16 protein-coding genes are annotated in these 16,315 nt (G+C 44.0%); 2 read left to right on the top strand and 14 right to left on the bottom strand.

Features of this window, described 5'->3' with window-relative positions; translation table 11 throughout:
• Positions 1–12: 12 nt before the first annotated feature.
• The 4 genes from araD to DMO16_RS19240 all read right to left on the bottom strand — a co-directional run bounded on the left by araD (position 13) and on the right by DMO16_RS19240 (position 4,843).
• Entirely contained in the window at positions 13–711 is a 699-nt protein-coding gene (gene araD / locus DMO16_RS19255) for an L-ribulose-5-phosphate 4-epimerase (protein WP_129479487.1), read from the bottom strand.
• Positions 704–2,386, bottom strand: a complete 1,683-nt coding sequence (araB, locus tag DMO16_RS19250; protein WP_129479484.1) for a ribulokinase — start codon at positions 2,384–2,386, stop codon at positions 704–706. The genes araD and araB overlap by 8 nt, the downstream gene beginning before the upstream one ends.
• A 219-nt stretch (positions 2,387–2,605) precedes the next feature.
• On the bottom strand, positions 2,606–3,712 hold the full coding sequence (locus DMO16_RS19245; RefSeq protein ID WP_129479482.1) for a GntR family transcriptional regulator: 1,107 nt from the start codon (positions 3,710–3,712) through the stop codon (positions 2,606–2,608).
• A 240-nt stretch (positions 3,713–3,952) separates the two neighbouring features.
• Positions 3,953–4,843, bottom strand: a complete 891-nt coding sequence (locus DMO16_RS19240) for a nuclease-related domain-containing protein (RefSeq protein ID WP_206738136.1) — start codon at positions 4,841–4,843, stop codon at positions 3,953–3,955.
• Between the two features lie 104 nt (positions 4,844–4,947).
• Between DMO16_RS19240 and DMO16_RS24670 the strand changes: the two genes are divergently transcribed.
• Together DMO16_RS24670 and DMO16_RS19235 are read left to right on the top strand one after the other, a co-directional pair.
• Positions 4,948–5,193, top strand: a complete 246-nt coding sequence (locus DMO16_RS24670; RefSeq protein ID WP_206738135.1) for a hypothetical protein — start codon at positions 4,948–4,950, stop codon at positions 5,191–5,193.
• A 34-nt stretch (positions 5,194–5,227) separates the two neighbouring features.
• Positions 5,228–5,482: a hypothetical protein gene (locus DMO16_RS19235; RefSeq protein WP_129479478.1), complete on the top strand. Its 255-nt coding sequence runs from the start codon at positions 5,228–5,230 to the stop codon at positions 5,480–5,482.
• Between the two features lie 227 nt (positions 5,483–5,709).
• On the opposite strand, the gene DMO16_RS19230 is transcribed toward DMO16_RS19235, so the two are convergent.
• From DMO16_RS19230 to DMO16_RS19190, 10 genes are all read right to left on the bottom strand, one after another.
• The gene (locus DMO16_RS19230) at positions 5,710–6,846 is read right to left on the bottom strand and encodes an ATP-binding protein (protein ID WP_206738134.1); all 1,137 of its coding nucleotides are present in this window, start codon (positions 6,844–6,846) and stop codon (positions 5,710–5,712) included.
• A 297-nt stretch (positions 6,847–7,143) separates the two neighbouring features.
• Entirely contained in the window at positions 7,144–7,851 is a 708-nt protein-coding gene (locus DMO16_RS19225) for a GDSL-type esterase/lipase family protein (RefSeq protein WP_129479474.1), read from the bottom strand.
• Between the two features lie 37 nt (positions 7,852–7,888).
• Entirely contained in the window at positions 7,889–7,975 is an 87-nt protein-coding gene (locus DMO16_RS25465; protein WP_425590078.1) for a hypothetical protein, read from the bottom strand.
• Between the two features lie 267 nt (positions 7,976–8,242).
• Entirely contained in the window at positions 8,243–9,337 is a 1,095-nt protein-coding gene (locus DMO16_RS19220) for a Gfo/Idh/MocA family protein (RefSeq protein ID WP_061975275.1), read from the bottom strand.
• A gap of 63 nt (positions 9,338–9,400) precedes the next feature.
• Positions 9,401–10,150, bottom strand: coding sequence for a ThuA domain-containing protein (locus DMO16_RS19215; RefSeq protein WP_061975277.1), 750 nt, complete (start codon positions 10,148–10,150; stop codon positions 9,401–9,403).
• A gap of 424 nt (positions 10,151–10,574) precedes the next feature.
• Positions 10,575–11,783, bottom strand: coding sequence for an MFS transporter (locus DMO16_RS19210; protein ID WP_129479472.1), 1,209 nt, complete (start codon positions 11,781–11,783; stop codon positions 10,575–10,577).
• Between the two features lie 20 nt (positions 11,784–11,803).
• The gene (locus DMO16_RS19205; protein ID WP_129479469.1) at positions 11,804–12,373 is read right to left on the bottom strand and encodes a TetR/AcrR family transcriptional regulator; all 570 of its coding nucleotides are present in this window, start codon (positions 12,371–12,373) and stop codon (positions 11,804–11,806) included.
• 137 nt (positions 12,374–12,510) lie between these two features.
• Positions 12,511–13,575, bottom strand: a complete 1,065-nt coding sequence (locus DMO16_RS19200; protein ID WP_129479467.1) for a Ger(x)C family spore germination protein — start codon at positions 13,573–13,575, stop codon at positions 12,511–12,513.
• Positions 13,576–14,697, bottom strand: coding sequence for a GerAB/ArcD/ProY family transporter (locus tag DMO16_RS19195; RefSeq protein WP_206738133.1), 1,122 nt, complete (start codon positions 14,695–14,697; stop codon positions 13,576–13,578).
• Entirely contained in the window at positions 14,694–16,190 is a 1,497-nt protein-coding gene (locus tag DMO16_RS19190; RefSeq protein ID WP_129479465.1) for a spore germination protein, read from the bottom strand. The genes DMO16_RS19195 and DMO16_RS19190 overlap by 4 nt, the downstream gene beginning before the upstream one ends.
• Positions 16,191–16,315 lie beyond the last annotated feature (125 nt).

Genomic DNA, 16,315 nt, shown 5'->3' with positions numbered 1-16,315 from the left:
GGACAAGTTGGTCTATTGTTTCTGGCCATAATAGGCATTTACACCGTGCTTTCGCAGGTAATGCTTGTCCAAAATGGCCTGGCTGATTGCCGGAATTCCAGGATTCAGCTGCAGGGTATGATGCGCCATCTTCGCTACTTCCTCAAGAACCACCGCATTATGCACCGCCTGGTCCGCATTCTTCCCCCAGCAAAACGGCGCATGGTTGGTCACAAGCACCCCAGGGATGGCAGAGGGCTCAAGTCCCCGCTCACGGAACGTTTCAATGATCACCTTGCCTGTTTCCACTTCATAATCCTGCTGAATTTCCAGGTCAGTCAATGCCCTCGTGCACGGAATTTCGCCGTAATAGTAATCAGCATGCGTGGTGCCAAGCGGCGGTATCGCAAGGCTGGCCTGCGCCCAGCTGGTTGCCCATGGTGAATGGGTATGGACGATGCCGCCGATATCGTGAAAAGCCCGGTACAGCGCAACATGGGTTGGCGTATCAGAGGATGGATTTAAGTTCCCTTCCACCACATCACCATTCAGATCAACCACCACCATATGCTCTGTTTTCAGCTGATCGTAAGGGATGCCGCTCGGTTTGATGACAACACGGTCCGTCTCGCGGTCGATACCGCTTACATTTCCCCATGTAAACGTAACAAGCTGATGCTTTTGCAGCGCAAGATTTGCTTCCAACACTTCTTCTTTCAACTGATCAAGCATGGTGCATAACCTCCCCTGCTTGTTTCTTGATCGTTTTCAATGTCTTCATCACGTTGTTTTCTCCGCGTCCAAAATAGTGATGCAGCTTGGCATATTCATCATACAGCGCGCTGTAGACCGCAACGTTTTCCTCCCGGGGCTGATACACCTGATCCTTAATCCGCGCCATATGTTTGGCCGCTTCCCGGATATCTTCATAGCCCCCGTTCTCCTTGCCGGCAGCCACTGCTCCAAACATCGCACTTCCGAGCGCCGGAGTTTGCGCCGAATCGGATATCCGGATCTCCATGTTCAGTACATCCGCATACACCTGCATCATGAAGGCATTTTTCTGAGCAATGCCCCCGCAAGCGTAAAATTCATGAACCGAGACACCGGATTTTCGGAACGTTTCCACAATCATTCGGGTGCCATAGGCCGTCGCTTCAATGAGCGCCCGGTAGATTTCTTCCGTCTTGGTGGCCAGCGTCGTGCCGATCAGCAGTCCAGTAAGGTCCGCATCCACAAGCACCGAACGGTTGCCATTCCACCAGTCGAGCGCCAGAAGACCACTTTCGCCGGCTTTCAACGCCCCCGCTTTTTCGGTAAGGTATTGATGAATTTCCTTGCCTGCTTCTTCCGCTTCTCTTTGATAGCTTTCCGGTACAGCGTTTTTAATGATCCATTCAAAATGGTCACCTACACACGATTGGCCCGCTTCATAACCGAGATACCCCGGAATGACGCCATCTTCCACCACACCGCACATGCCTGGCACGATTTCCTCTTTTTCACCCAGCAGGATATGGCAGGTGGAGGTTCCCATCACGGCCAGCAGCTTACCCGGCTCTGTGATGCCAACAGCCGGTACGGCGACATGCGCGTCTACATTTGCGACCGCAATGGCTGTCCCTGGATTCAACCCGGTCAGCTCAGCTGCTTTTTCTGTCAGCTCTCCGGCTTTCGAACCGATCGGGACAATCGGTGCACTCAGCTTTTCCTCCACCACGTATTCAAGCCTTGGATCGAGTGCTTTGAAAAAGTCGTTTGGCGGATAGCCTTCCTGCTTGTGCCAAATCGCTTTGTAGCCCGCAGTACAGCTGTTTCGCTGAATCAATCCAGTCAATTGGGAGATCACCCAGTCGGTCGCCTCAAGCATATGAGCGGCATCTTCGTACACTTCGGGTGCTTCATTTAAAATCTGCCAAATCTTTGGAATCAGCCATTCCGATGAAATTTTCCCGCCATACCTCGCCAGGAAATCTTCTCCCCGTTGTTCGGCGGTTACGTTGAGACGATTGGCCTCCTCCTGTGCCGCATGATGCTTCCATAGCTTCACATAGGCATGTGGATGATCCTGATATCCTTCATGCATGCAAAGTGGTGTGCCATCATGATCCACCGGCAGCATCGTGCAGGCGGTAAAGTCGATGCCAAGCCCGATTACATCATTGGCGGATATCCCTGCTTCCTTCAACACTTGGGGAATGGTGGTTTGGAGCACCTCAAGGTAATCCTGAGGATGCTGCAACGCCCAGTCCTCTTCCAGCTTTTTGCCGCTGGGCAGCTCGCGGTCCATCACTCCATGAGAATATTCCTTTACCGCGGTTGCAACCTCCCTGCCCGTGGCCACTTCCACCAAAAGCGCCCTTCCTGATTGCGTGCCAAAATCCACGCCGATCGAATACTTACTCATTCATTCACCTTCTTACACTCAAGTTTTTAGTAAGCGTTTACAAACAAAGAATGATGTACGTACAAGTCGAAACAAAAGCGTACGTATTGTGAGATGACAAAGGCGGTAAGTCATTAATCACTTTCATACATAAGCTTCTATGCACAATAACTTGTACGCATCACTTGTTTTTTATTGTAGCACCGTTTCTACAAATTTCAAGGAGAAAATTCAAAAAATTCATGTAATTATTTTGGAAGCCAGCCTTTTTGTCGACTCTCTTACAATCAGTTCGGGCTCATAAACCATTGAATCTGTCCCACTCTCCAACGATTTCCCTTCGATTTTGGCAATAATCCGTTCCGCTGCATCTTTGCCCATTTGTGTTTTTGGATGGGCGATAGAGGTGAGCTTAACTTCAGATGCTGTTGCCAGCTGGGAGTCATCATAACCCACAATCGAGAGGTCTCCCGGGACACTTAAGTTCAGGCTGCGGACGATGTTCAGAACACTCAAAGCCACGCTATCGTTATAGCAGACCATTCCGGTCGGACGGTCTTTCCCTTCAAGCAAGGAACGAATTTCAGCAATCTTTTCTTCTTTGTTTTCCGTTGTATAGGTCACAATCATGTCAGGGAAAAATGGGAGATTGTACTTCCGAAAGGCATCAATATAGCCTTTCATCCGGTTAACACCCTGCAGATCATCACTTTTAAAAATACCAATAATCTTATTATGGCCGTATTGAATCAGATGCTCGGTAGCCAAAAAGCCTCCCTTTTCATCATCGATGACAAGATGCGGCGGATTGATTTCCTGGTAGTACTGGTTGATCATCAGGTAAGGAATATGGTGCTGCTCCAGATTCAAATAATAACTGATGTTCGGGTTCGCGGAGCTGCTTTTTGTCGGCTCAACGATCAAACCATCGATATTTTTGCTCAGCATCGTCTGCAGGCATTGTTTTTCTTTTTCCAAATCGTTATTGGTACTGGCCATGATCAACGAATACCCCTGGCTGGAAAGATACTGTTCAATCCCGCGGATAATCGATGGAAAAATATAATCCGACATATACGTGGTAATAACCCCGATGTTCTTGCTGCTCTCTCGTTTCGTTTGTTGAAGCAGCCGGTTGGAACAAAACGTTCCGGATCCGTGCTCACGGTACAGCCAGCCCTCATGAACCAGTACGCCGATCGCTTGCCTTACCGTATGGCGGCTCACGCCAAATCGTTTAACCAGCTCATTTTCCGAATAGATCTTTTCTCCCGGTTTGACTTTCCCCTCCAGGATCCAATCTTTTATCTGATTTTTCACTTGTATGTACTTTGAGTTTTCCTTCACCCTTCATCCATCCTTTGTTTTCTTTACTTGTATGCTGAATTTTCGAAGTTGTACGTAACTCTGATATAGTAAAAATAACACAGACCGGGGAGGGTTACTAGTTTTTCTGTCAGAATTGTTAGAGGAATTGGGAAGTGCGGGAGTTTAGTTGCGGTTCGACAAGGAATACTTGCATATCGCGAACTACAACCGTAAAAAACGACCACCCACGCTTCATGGATGGCCTTTTTGAGTTCCCTCTTAATCATCAAGGGACATCATGTAACGTCTATTTTTATATGAGCCTGAATATGGGAGATTCATCGAATGAAGAATTCTGGAGCTTGCATACATGGAGGACAAATGAAGAAAATCTTTCAGTTCTCGGTTTGAGATGGTGAGATTAATGAGGAGCTTGTAGTCGTTGAGGGCAGAGAAATGTGCGTCTCTTGACAAGGAACCGCAGCTTGGACAGATCCACTTGGCATGCAGTCTGATCAGTGGCAGTGAAGAACATTCGGGACATTGGACACCAGTTAGAATTTCATGTGACTGGATTTGCAGTTGCTGAAGAACATCTGGGTTAGAAATGGTATGGCTCATGAGGAGTTTTCTCGAAATCTTTTTTAGTTGCTGGGGAGTGAGAAGGGGCTTGCTGTGGAGGGTTTCAAGAGCTTTGATTTTTGTAAGTAAGTTGCCACTATGAATGACCTTTTCTGATAAATGGGGCGCCAGATTCAACAGCGTGTTTTTAATCACTGTATTGGGATAGCTGATCACCACCAGCGTTTCGATCGGAACCTTTTCAAGTTTTTGTCCGGAAAGCCAGCCTGACAATTGATCGCGGTGGCGTTCTACCTGGAGAATCGGATCCGGAAAGCCTTCCTCTTTTTCTGGAGTAACGCGAATCAGCTGTTTAAAGTGGTCATCAAAAATGAGAGTGCCTGAAATGTTTTTCACTTCTAAAATGAGGATGAAAAAAGGAGAAATGAGAAGCGTATCAAGCTGGAAGTGATGATCTCGGTCTGGGAGCCGGAGGTCATGGAGAATGAAATAATTAGTAAGAAACCCAAGATAATAGTCCAGGGATTGCTCTCCCCGGTATCCAGCCATTCGGCGGGCCAACTGTTCCTCAATCTCTCTTCGTTTCACATGTTCCGTAGGTAATCTCCGTAATAATGCTTCTAGTTTTCGTATATGGATCGGTAACTTTTGGTTTTTCACGATCAAATGCACATCAGCTCCTCTATTTATTGATGAAAAAGTTCGCGCTTCCTATTGGTTTATCCTTCTTTTTGGCGTTGTGGGATGTGGCTGGGCCTTTGCTTGCGGTTCGACATGAAATACTTGCGGTAAATCGTGAAATACTTGCTGTTCAACACAATTTAGTTGCGGCACAGCTGGATTTACTTGCGGTTCGACAAAGAATACTTGCATATCACGACATTTTCATAAAACGGTATACAGCTCCCACAGCAAAACAGACAAGACGGGCGTGGTGAAAAACATGCAAATTCCCCCCAAAAGAAGGAGGTTATGGTTGATCCAGATTATCTCTTAATAAAATCCTTAATTGATGGATTCGAAACTTATGAGGGTTTGTTAACTCTATCAATTACACACTGGTTTAAATTCCATGAAAAACTTAATCCTAACTTACTTCCAAATAAAGTTTATACATGGCTAGAAAAAAATAATCATAAACCCAATCAGGCCTTGATAGTTAAGTCTATTAATAGATTAGATAAAATGCATGTCAAATCAGAAAATTTATCATTAGACCTAATGTGATTATATTGAATCAACACTCATAAATTATTTATGAGTGTTTTTCAATAAATTGCATAGTCAGAAGTGTCTCTCTTTGGTTGCTAAATAAAAATTATCAAAACTTGTAGTTCACCTTATTTTAAAGATAAATTTCAGCAATATGTAGAAATGTTTTTTAGAGGACATTTAAACAAAAATGGTTCAAGTCTAAAAAGAAATAATAAAAAACGCCCGGCATTGGCCGAACGTCATGGTGTATATTCTTCTGATTTTTTCTTATAAGCTGGCAGATTGATCGTAAAGCATGTTCCTTTCGTTAACTCGCTGTTAATCAAAATTTGCCCACCCATCTGCTTTACGATTTGATGGCAAACGGTCAATCCCAATCCGGTTCCCTTTTCCTTTGTTGAGTAATAGGGGCTGCCCAGCTTTTTGAGCTGGTCTTTAGTCATGCCTACTCCATTATCTTTGATTTGAATGGAGACCAAGCCATCGGCCGTTTTACTGCCCGATATCCCGATTTCACCATCACTTTTGATCGCTTCAATCGCATTTTTGATGATGTTGATGAATACTTGCTGAACTTCAAGCTTCAATCCTTCAATTTTGAGAGACGGCTCTACTTCCTGTGTGATCTGTATGCTGTTGAGAAGAGCATACGATTGCATCACGTCAATGGATTGCTGAATAAGGGATGTTAAATCAATAATCTCATATTGATCGGTTTGGGGCTTGGCAAGTGCCAGATATTGATTAATGATTTCCTGAGCCCGGTCCAATTCCTCAATGGAGATGTTTATGTACAATTGCTGCTCCTTCGTTAACTCTTCTTTTTGCAATAACTGCATAAATCCCCGCACCGATGTCATAGGATTGCGGATTTCATGTGCAACAGAAGCCGCCAGCTGGCTCACCACATTCATTTTTTCCGCCCGGATCAACTCCTGTTTCATTTCAAGCTGCTCATTCATATTTTCAATTAAATAGACGATGGCAATCAAGGTGGCCAAAACAATAAGAGAAGAGCCAAACACGAAATAGGTTTGCCGGTAATCACCTTTCAATTCAAGAAAAATCCCTCTGGTAATCGGGATCGTCATATAAAACAAGCTGATGACCAGGACTTTTCCCTTTATCTGATAGCGGTGAAACATGCGGGTAATGCGGAGCAACAACAGACAATACACCGTATAATTCCCTACTAGGACGGGCAGCCTCTGGTCCGTAAAGAAGCCCGTGATAAGCAATGCCAAAAAAGCAGCAAACCCTACCTTTTTACCTCCATATAAAAAGGACAGGATAATAACAACTGCTTTAAAGTCATACTTATAGATTTCGGTATAAAGAACAGGCTGGCTCATTGTAAAAACTAATATCAGGAGCATAAACAGAAAGAATTTCGAACGAATTTTTTTCCGTTTCTCTTCTCTCTCTTTGAAAAAGACTTGGTAAATAAGAATTGTAAAAAGAATGAATACCACATGCAAGCACATGCTTTGGATAGACTCCCACATACCGTTCCCTACTTCCTGGATTTACATGGCTTATTTGGTTTTCGACAAATTTAAAAATATCCCTGTAAACAAAACCAAATTCTAAGTGTTCATTCCAGAAACAGAGCCACAATAAAAGCCAGAGAGAGGAATTCCCTTTTCTGGCTTCATTTTTGGTACAACCTTGTATTATATAGTAATACCCTGTTTTTCTAAATCCTCACGCAAAACTTCAGCCATGATATCATACCCCTGCACATGCGGGTGAAGGCCATCGTCAGCAAGTTCCGGACGAAGCGTTTTGCCATCGGGCTCTGTCAGATGAGGATGGTAGTTTACATAAGGAATGTCTTCGTTTTGTACCAGCTCTTTCAACTGCTCATTGATTTTAAGAACAAGCTCATTGCGGATGCCGGTCTGCAAGTTCGTTTCAATATTTGTTGGAAGAAGCGAGCAAACTACCGGGATAATCCCGTCGTCCTTCGTCTTTCTGACCATCTCTGCAATGTCAGAAACTACCTCTGCAAGAAGTTGTGTCTGATCCTTTCTTTCCCCTTTTACAGGAGCATCAAGTGCCCATAAATTGTTGATACCGATTTTCATGACAGCATATTTCGGTTTGAGCTGAACGCAATCAGCATCAAAGCGCTTCAGCATGTAGTTGGTCGTGTCTCCCCCAATTCCCCGGTTCACGATTCGGTTTCCTTTTCCGCCAAAATACGTTTCTGTATCCCACATTTCTGTTATGGAATCTCCGATAAAAAGAAAATCAATGTGTGCCTGCCTGGCAATCAGCACTTCATTGTGGAAATCAAATACCGTTCGTCTGGAATCGGCGGCAATCACGCTGCCAAAAAAACCTGGGGATATGACTTTAGGGCGTTGCATTGTTTTCATAATTCATCTAGCCTCCAACGTTGAATTCAGTGTCTCTTTATACATTCGCCCTTGTATCTACCCATACCTTCATTTCTCCAACTCCCCGGTTGGCCCAGGCGAAATAAGGTATCTGTTTCTTTATCAGTTCCGCGCTGATACAGTCCTGTTCCCCAATCCTCTGCTTTCTGACGCTCCCCTTCTCCCGTAATCACCACTACACCATTCGGCTGGACCAAAACCGATCCTTGATCTGGACTGATTTCAGGGGCAGTGTATGCAGTTGCTCAGCCAACTTCTCCATCTTCACATGTCTCCTTCACTCTCATATTTTGTTTTTATCCTTTTCTATGAAAGTGCTTACAAAAGCTGATATGACATATTAGATAATGTTCACCTAAAAATAAGGAATCTACTTCGCTTGCAATTCCAAAGCCACAGGTTCCGGGCGATCACAGGTGCTTTGCATGATATAGTGTCTTCCGCTGTCTGAGGAATCATGGAATCCATGCATGGCTTCTAGAACATGATAAGCCAGCCTGCCATTTGCCCGGTATTTTCCGCCTTCAAGGATGGCTTTGGCCATATCGGCAACACCCAGTCCTCTGCTGTTTTGATCATTACCAAACGTTAGAGGTACCTCTTTAAATTCCATCTCGTCACGTTTTCTTATTTTTACGGGACCTCCAAAAGTATTCGGGTCAGGCACAAGCAAAGTCCCTTCGCTGCCATAAATTTCGATTGGAGGAAGTGATGTACCGCCAATGGCATCAAAGCTGGTTGTCATATTTCCGATTACTCCCGATTCAAAGTCAATCACGCCTGAAATATGAGTCGGGGTGGACACTTTAATTTTCGTTCCTGCTTTTGGTTGGCTAAGCACTGTTCTTTCAGGGTAACTAATGCGAGTGGAACCAGAAATTCGTTTAATCGGTCCTAAAAGAGCTACCAGGGCCGTTAAGTAATACGGTCCCATATCAAACATCGGCCCCCCGCCAAGGTCATAATAAAATGCAGGGTCTGGATGCCAATGCTCGTGCCCGCGGGAAATCATGAAGGCAGATGCTCCAATTGGCACACCTATTTCACCTTGTTCGATTAATTGGACCGCCGTTTGTATGCCAGCTCCCAGGAAGGTGTCTGGTGCACTCCCAACAAGGAGATTATGTTTTTTGGCCGTTTCTAAAATTTGTCTTCCCTCTTCACGTGTAACAGCGAGTGGTTTTTCCGTAAACACATGCTTTCCCGCTTCAAGCGCCTGGATGCATACAGCAGCATGGGCTTTCGGAAGGGTTAAATTAATAATCAACTCGATTTCCGGGTCAGAAAGCAGTTCTTCGACAGAGCATGACTTAGGGATATTAAACGTCTCTGCTTGTGCTTTTGCCCGCTCTAGATCCAGATCAGCACACCCAACCAACTCCAGGTGCTCAAATTTCGGACAATTTTGCATGTATATAGAACTAATGTAGCCACAGCCGATAATGCCGATTTTAAGTTTTTTCATTTTAGACCTCACTATTTATAAATTTTGTGAAAAGCTTTTATCCAATCCAGCAACGGCAAAGGATTATTGACTATCTCCCATTCCTGTATAGATGCGGCCGTTTCCGTTACCTGATGTTCCCGAAGCTGATACTAACAGATCGTTGGCTCGTTTTTTGCCTTCAGCAGCCCAAAGAAAACCACGACGCATTATAAGAGTAACCTCTGGCATAGCCACAATATTTGCTTTATGGCCTAAAGAATTATAGAAAACATGTCCCTGACCCCAGCGTTTTGTCCAGACAACAGGCATGTCCACCGCTTTATTTGCAGCATGCGGTCCTTCAACAACCGGGAAGCGTGTCGTCGCTAATACTTCAACAGCCGGATCAACGTGGAGGTAGTATTGTTCACTCACCACGTTAAAATCAGAGAGACCTTCCAAGAGAGGACTTGTGGAATGCTTAATGTTTACCATGTATTCCACTCCATCATTTCCAGGGTGCGCCACCCAATTCCCCCCTGTCATGAATTGCCAGTCTACATTGTTTCGGAAGGAGTCGCACATCCCGCCATGGCACCCCGCCAATCCGACACCATTCATGACCGCTTCAGAAATATTAAGAACATATTTCTTTTCAATCTCGCCCATTGTCCAGTGCGGAACGATCAAATCCAGTGATTTTAGTTTTTCTGCATCCGCATAAGAGTCAAGAGAATTTGAAACCTCTACATTGAAATTTTCTTCTTCAAGGATTCCTTTGAAAATTTGAGAAATCTGCTCCGGTTCATGACCATCCCAGCCGCCCCAAACAATTAACGCGTTTTTTTTCATGGTATAATCGCTCCCTTTTTTTCTTCTGACCCATTGTTTTTTTGATTCTAATAGAACTCTTTCAATACTCTTCTGCATATACAAAACATTTAGAATATTATATCACTTTATCTTAAGTTTGGATATCCAATAAACTAAGTTCTTGAGCCTTTCGCAGGGATAAGTAACCTTTAACTAGAAAATGTAACGTGGGAGAAATGGATTAGAGGACGGATATTAGGAACTGGAGAGCGTGATTGGGCGTTATACAAGGCAGAGAATTTGGGAGGATGAAGAATATTTAATCTCGACAAATGACATCTGGGTCAGTAAGAGCAGTGAGTTGCCTTTGGCTTTTTACTTGCGGTTCGACATGGAATAGTTGCATAACACGTCATTTTCAAAAAAAAGCACCCCGACTCATGCGGGGTGCTTCCGATCTAACTTATGAAACCTGCTTAACAGACGACATGGCCTCTGTCTGTCCAGGGCTTGTTTTGATAAACAGGGAGATCACGAATCCAGCCGCCATAAAAAGGCTCAGCCATTCAAAGGCGCTCTGATAGGAGACGCGGCTCATTAAATAGAGGGCGGCGGATGGTCCGGTGCTCGCGCCTAAAAACAAAATAAAGGCGTTGAAGGAAATGGCGCTTCCCTTTGCGGCTCCTGCCAATTGATTGATGAGCGTAATCGAAATGGGTGTAATCAACGCGATTCCGGCAACAAACAGGACAGTGGTCACTATAAGCATCGGCAGATTATGGCTGAAACCAAGTCCTGCCAGACCCGCAACACTTAACACCAAACTGCCGCGGAACATCAGGCCATTGCCCAGTTTTCCCGCGATCCTGCCGGCAAACGGTGAGAGCAGCATCCCAATAATACCGAAGGCCCGTACCCACAAGATCTGCTGGGCAGACAATCCCCATTCAGGAGAAGTCAGATAATTGCCCAGCACGGAATACATGCCAACCAGGGACAACAGGAGAGTAAATGTAATGATATAGATCATCATCAGCTGTCTGTTCCGGAACAACAGTTTTGTTTGTTTAAATTGAGCAAACACGCTGCCCTTTGCTCGCGGAAGATCATCCTTTGGCAAAAAGAAAATGACAAGCAGACTTGATACCAGGTACACAACACCCAAAATGGTAAAAATAGCGTGCCATCCAAACGCATGGTTGACGGCCCCGCTGAACACTTGCCCCACCACGCTTGCCATCAAAAGACCGGAGCTGATAAAGCCGACTGCTGTCAGACGCTTTTCAGGCGGAAACATTTCTGCGGCATAAACAAAAGAGATGGGAGCAAAGGCGGCAGCAATCAGACCTTCAAGTGCCCGGAGCATCACTAATCCTGAAAAATGATCAATAAATCCGATGATAAAAGAAACAATCGCTAACGCACTTATGCTGCTGGCAAGAAAAATTTTACGGCCATACTTGTCGGAAAATGGTCCGTACAGCAGGCAACCGATCGCGTAGCATAATGAAAATGAACTTCCAATCCAGGCTGCCTGATTGGCTGTAACATGAAAAGTGTCCGTGAACACGGTGGTAAGCGGGATGGTCACATACATGCTTGATATGATAACCAATCCGCTCCACAGTAAAATAAGGGTCATGATGGAATATTTATTATTATTATTTTTCACTAAAGGTCTCCTTTACTTGCTTACTTTCCACTGCATGCCGGCAAAATACCAGCAATCACATGGTCCACCAGCTCAGAAATAAAGCGTTCATCTGGTGTTTGTTTATAAATGAGAATGCGAAAATAGATCGGACCAAAGAGCATATCGAGCAGGATATCGATATTAACTTCCGCTTCAATCCCTTCTCTTTCCATGGCCTGGCGCAAAAAGGCAGCTGAATCCTTTCTGCGCAGACTCAGGTACGAAGTATAAAACGCATCAGAAATTCCCTTGTCCTCCACAATGATGGCCAGCATCGACCGGCCGAGTGTCGTACTGAACACATCGGCCAGGTTTTTTAACTGTTCCACAAAATTGTTCTTGATCGAATCATTGAGATCGAATGGAAACGCAGACTCTGTCACCATTAAAAAAGCATCCAGTACAAGATGCGCCTTCGTTGGCCACCATCGGTAAATGGTCGCTTTTCCCACACCGGCTTCAGCCGCAATCCCCTCAATCGTCAAACACAAATAACCTGTACCGTTTAATACGCTGATGGTTGCTTCTAAAATCTTTTCTTTATTTCTCGGCTGTTTGGTTTGAATCATTAGTTACAACCTCCAAAACCTTCTTAAACGAAACGATACGTATCGTTTCACTTTTGCTATTATACTCGCGTTGTTCATCATAAAGCAACTCTTTCGTTCCAAACAAAAAAAAGCTGGCAAACACCAGCTCCTTTTAATTACAAACTTAGCGGTTCAATTTTCACCGAGTATTTCACATGAACCTTCATTTTTTCATAATGGTCCAGCCATTCCCTTCTTGTCATTGGATGAACCAAGGGAGAGAGCGTATGGGCTCCCACTTCCAGCGGTTCTATCTTTAACCTTTGTGTTTCCTTAACAAGCCCCGCGGTTTCCCGTTGTAAATAAGACTCGATATCGTGGGTCATCCTATTCATTTCACTTCTATCGAGTATGTTTCGGTGTCCTCGGTATTCATCGATTCTTCCCTTTAGCTTAACATGAATGTTTAACGTTTTGAATTGATCATCGACCTGCATATGAACCTTGGAGCGTACCTGGCCCAAGGAAACATTTAGATGCGGGATGGGAAGATTCTTTAAATAGTGGTCATTGGCAATAAGCTGAAACATTTGGTCTTCCCTTTTATTAATGGAACCGACATACTTATTTTCATTAAATAAAGCAGTTCCTTCATACGTAAAATTATCTTTGTCTGCCTTAAATATCGGAAGCACTGGATCAGAGTAAGGAGAGTAGACCTTTTCCATAAATTCATGCAGATTGACGATGGTCATTTCCCCTTGATTTCTTCTTTCATAATGCAAGAACATCCGGTAAAGGTAATAATCCAGGTTCTTCTGCACTTTCCTTTCCTCTTCTAAAAAATCTTCAAAGCTCCCTCTGACCAGTACAAGAAAAAGGCGCGGAGATACATCAGGATCTGAGAGGATCGTATCAATTAACGAGATGACTTCTTTTTTTGCCAGTTTTTCATTAATGATCAGCATGCGAAGTTGGCCAAACTTCAATTCCCGATAAAACTTCAGGTTGAATTCTTTTTTCCCCTGCTTTAATAAATCCACATTCAATGTAAACAGCCTTTTTTTATCATTAGTAACCGGAGGAACGAGGGTCGTTAATTTAAATTTGCCTCTTTCCCCTTGATTCAGGGACCAAAACGTGACCGGAGCAATCTCCTCAACCGTATTGTTTTCAACATAAGGTGATGAACAGCCTGAAAAAACAAGGAGGATACAAAGGATGGACAAAAGAGTCTTCATCTAAGACTGCCTCCTCTTCCATTTAATGGCAACGGCAAGTACAGAAGGAACCAAAAGGTAGGTTATTGCCCCCAGCCATAGCTGCAGTGTTACCCATACATTTAATTCCTCTCCTTCCCTCCAGTACCAACCATTAATGATCAGCATACAGATAAAAACTGCAGCTACACTTCCTAAAAAGCCCTTGCGATCCGTCTTGATGTTTATTCTCCCTGCCACGATTCTTATTGCTCCATACAAACATAATAAAAAAAGGGCAATCAAATAGAGAAAATAAATCATGTTTAGGGAAATTAATATAAGATCCACCCTTTCGAAAACAGGGGACTGAAGATAGCGGATCATATTCACAACCGGGAAACTAATCTTCTCCAAATATGGTGAACCATAATAGAGAAGACAAGCCACAAACAGAACAAGGTATTCAAAGACTGAGAGTGCATTGCCTATACTCATTCCCCTTAAAATCTTTTCCTTAGGGCCGATCCATGGGCCCAGGCAAACTAAATATTCCGGTCCGGAAAGAGCAGACCAAACCATCAGCAGTCCGTACCATGAATGAAGTGAAACCTCCCCCGGCACCAACGGATACAAATGATGAGTTTGGGAAATGGGCGGCAAGAAATATGGAATATAGACAAGAATCACCCAGATCGTGGCCAAAAAACTGATGATGGACAAACGAATCGTTTTCTCCATCCCTTGAGAAGCAATATAAAACCCGGATGCCATCAAGAAGAAAATAAGCCAGCTCGTCTTCATCGAGGGAAGCATAAATTGGTGGACAATTTCGACATACCCCAAAGTGGTCACGATCACTTTCATTAAAATGAAAAAAATCCCCAGAAATGCAAAGAATCGGACCATCTTTTCGCTGAATAATTGGACAAATCCGTTATAACCCAGCACAAAATAATGAGATGTTAAATATTTTGACAAAATCACAAGGTTGATCTGCGAAAGAATACCAACTCCAAGGATCCCTGCCATCATATAAGGATGGACCAAATTTTTGGGCAAAATTAATACGTAGTACAGCATTTGCATCCGGTTCACCATGGCAAAGATATAGCCGCTTCCCATAACGGCCGTTTTGTCAAACAAGCGAAATCTGCTGCTCATTCGCTCCCCTCCCCTTTAGAAACCCGCCATTTTTTCACCGTCTTCAAATATTCCGGCCGCAGCTTTGCCCACGGCAATGGTGCGCGAACAAAAAGATCTTTCCAATCTCTCCAGTAAAGCGGAGCAACCGGTGCAAAAAATGGTTGTTTTAAGGAAGAAAGACCATTCAGATGAGCGAGCAGGAGTATCAATCCAAAGGCAATCCCCAGGATCCCCAAAAAGGAAGCGAGAATAAGAAATAAAAATTGAAGGACGGTAGTTGCTTTTGTGACTAAATAATTCGGCACTAAAAAGCATGCAATCGCGGAGATTCCCACAAGAACAATCAGCACCTTGCTGGCAAATCCCGCTTCAACAGCAGCTTGTCCGATGACAATACCGCCAATAACTCCAATGGTCTGACTCGTTTTTGTCGGCATCCGTAAACTCGCTTCTTTAATAATTTCAATGATAACCAACATGATCAGTGATTCCCAAAATGGGGTGAACGGCAGTTTGGACCGTGATTCCATGAGTACATACAGAATCTGGAGTGGAATCATCTGATAATGATAAGTGGTTAATGCCACATAAAGAGGAATCAAAGTGATGGCTATAAAAAAACTTAAATAACGAAGGGTTCGTAAAAAACTGGCAATCACCCAGCGATGAACATAATCTTCTGGAGATTGAAACAGATGAAAAAAGGTAATGGGGGCGATAAGTGCAAAAGGTGTATCATTTATCAAAATAACGATCTTGCCAAGCCCCAGTGAATAGGCGCACGAGTCCGGACGATCCGTCTGCATAAACTGTGGAAACAAACTGTGCGTATGATCATCCATAAAAGCGGAAAGATTGGAGGCCTCCAAAATCATGTCAAAGTTTACTGTCGAAATACTTTCCCGTGCAATTTCGACGATATCGGGATTCGCAATTCCTTCAATATACAGCATCTGAACCTGTGTTTTGGTATTCGAACCTGCCTGGAACTTTTCTGCTTTTAGCTCAGTAACGGGCAGACGCCGCCGAATCATGAACACATTCTGCTCAATCCTTTCCGTAAAGCTGTCTTTGGGCCCGTACATTATCGTCTCTGTTTCCGAATTTTCGATCGCCCGGCTGAGTGAACTCTCCAGCTTTACGGCCCACCATTCATCCATCCCTTGATCATGGATGAGCACAGCACCAAACAGCATGTGTTCTTTGGCTTCTTCTATTGAATGGATTCTTAGAACGCTGCAGGTGGATATACATTGAATAAACGCCTGATCCCCACTCTGAAGAAGAGGCTGAATAATAGCCTCGTTCAGCCTCTCCTTGTCGATCAGAGTTTGTATGTATACAAGCGAAAAAGAAGCCCCGTTGTTTGTTTGCCGCTGCACGATTTCAGCATCATCCATTTTCGCTGTTACATTTTTTAATAATTCGAGCGTCACAGCTTCATGCGTAATCCTGTTCATCTCTTCATTTTTTTTCTGATTGGCTGCTGTCCTTTTCTTTTTACGGAACATCAATACCTACCACCTAACCGAATACCTTGATAGTTTCTGCATTTATTATGTACAGGTGAATAGATTTTAACCAAAGAAAAAAGCAAGTGCTCCGCCCATGTGCTTTGCCATGCACAAAAAAAACT

The organism is Fictibacillus sp. S7 (assembly GCF_004127935.1).
Classification (GTDB): domain Bacteria; phylum Bacillota; class Bacilli; order Bacillales; family Fictibacillaceae; genus Fictibacillus_C; species Fictibacillus_C enclensis.
The sequence above is the reverse complement of the archived record's forward strand: the minus strand, read 5'-3'. Positions and strand labels throughout refer to the sequence as shown.